The 1,341-nt window shown below is 74.5% G+C and carries 1 protein-coding gene; it reads right to left on the bottom strand.

Features of this window, described 5'->3' with window-relative positions; all coding sequences use genetic code 11:
• Positions 1-154: 154 nt before the first annotated feature.
• Positions 155-1,341 (bottom strand): histidine kinase dimerization/phospho-acceptor domain-containing protein (locus AX692_RS00350; protein ID WP_330997565.1); only part of this gene is annotated, 1,187 nt, incomplete at its 5' end.

Below are 1,341 nucleotides of genomic sequence, written 5' to 3'. Positions count from 1 at the left end.
GCCAGTCGAATTCCTCCTCGGTGTCGACCGTCAGCAGCACCCGCTGCCCGAAGCCGGGCGCGAATGCGGCGCTGCGCCCTGCGGGCGGCACCTCCAGCATCGAACCCCTTGTCATGCCCCGTCCGCGTCTCCCCGCCGCACCCCTTCAGGCACCTCAGGCAAGGGCCGCGTCGCGCGAGCCCCTATTCCCGCCAAGCAGCGGCAGCGTCAAGACCAGCGCGTCGCCATTGCGCCGCAGGGCGCCGCCCGCCGACCGCGCCTCGGCCCGCGCGAGCCGCAGCGCGAAGCCGGTGCCGAACAGGCCGGGGCTGATCGCGCTCTCGCCGGTGCGGTTGGTGGCGGCGAACAGTCCCGCCTCGTCGACCCCGGCCGCTGCGGAGAGCCGTGCGGGAAGCGAGCAGGACAGCCGCGCCGCGCCGCGCCCGGCGCCGATCACCGCTTCGAGCTGCAAGGCGATGCGCTCGCCCGGGCCGGCGGCTGCGGCAAGGCTCGCCAGCAGGCGCCACACCAGCGCTTCGGCATCCTCGGCATCGATCGCGGCGATGAGGCACGCCTCCGCGGCGCAGCCGAGATCGATCCCGGCCCCCTGCGGCGCCAGCACCGGGGCGAGCTGCGCGGCGGTGCGGCGCAGCAGCGCGGCAAGATCGGTCTCGCCCGGCTCGATCCGGGTCGCCCCGGTCTCGAGCCGCGCCAGCCGGTCGAGCTCCTCGAAACCGGCGAGGATGCGCGCCGCATCGGCCGCGATCGCGGCGGCAAGTGCGCGATATTCGTGCGGGGCGGGGCCGAACAGCTGCTGCTGGATCACCTCGGCATAGCCCTGCACGGCGGTGACGGGGGTGCGCAGCTCGTGGAGCAGCTGACGGATGCGGTCGGCCTCGCGCGCCTCGGGGCCGGCGCTCGCCGCTGTCGAAGCGCCCGGCACCCGGCGCAGGCGCCCGAAATAGCCGGTGAAGTGGCCCTCTTCCGAAAAGCGCGGCTCGGCATCGACCACCCAGTCACCGGTGATCGCGGGCGCGCCCTCGAGGCTGATGGCTGCGCGGGTAATCGGCTGGCGGCGCTGGAAGGCGCGCGCGATGGCGTCCCCAGCGCTGTCCTGCGCCGCGCTGCCTGCGAACAGCCGCATGCCGATCACCATCGGCGCCGCATCGCTCGCGGCCCAGGCGATGCGCCCGGTGGTGTCGGTGGCAAAGCCGAACATCGTGACCGCGCGCTCGGAGCGCTCGGGCAGCTCGCCCAGCGGCAGCAGGGGCGAGCGTTCGAGCTCGGCCTGGGTTTCGGAACGGGTGCGGCGGAATTGGGCGATGCGCTCGACCAGCGCGGAGATTTCGGTGCGGCCCGTGT

Origin of the sequence: Erythrobacter donghaensis (assembly GCF_001557325.1) — a bacterium.
Lineage (GTDB): Bacteria > Pseudomonadota > Alphaproteobacteria > Sphingomonadales > Sphingomonadaceae > Erythrobacter > Erythrobacter donghaensis_B.
The sequence above is the reverse complement of the archived record's forward strand: the minus strand, read 5'-3'. Positions and strand labels throughout refer to the sequence as shown.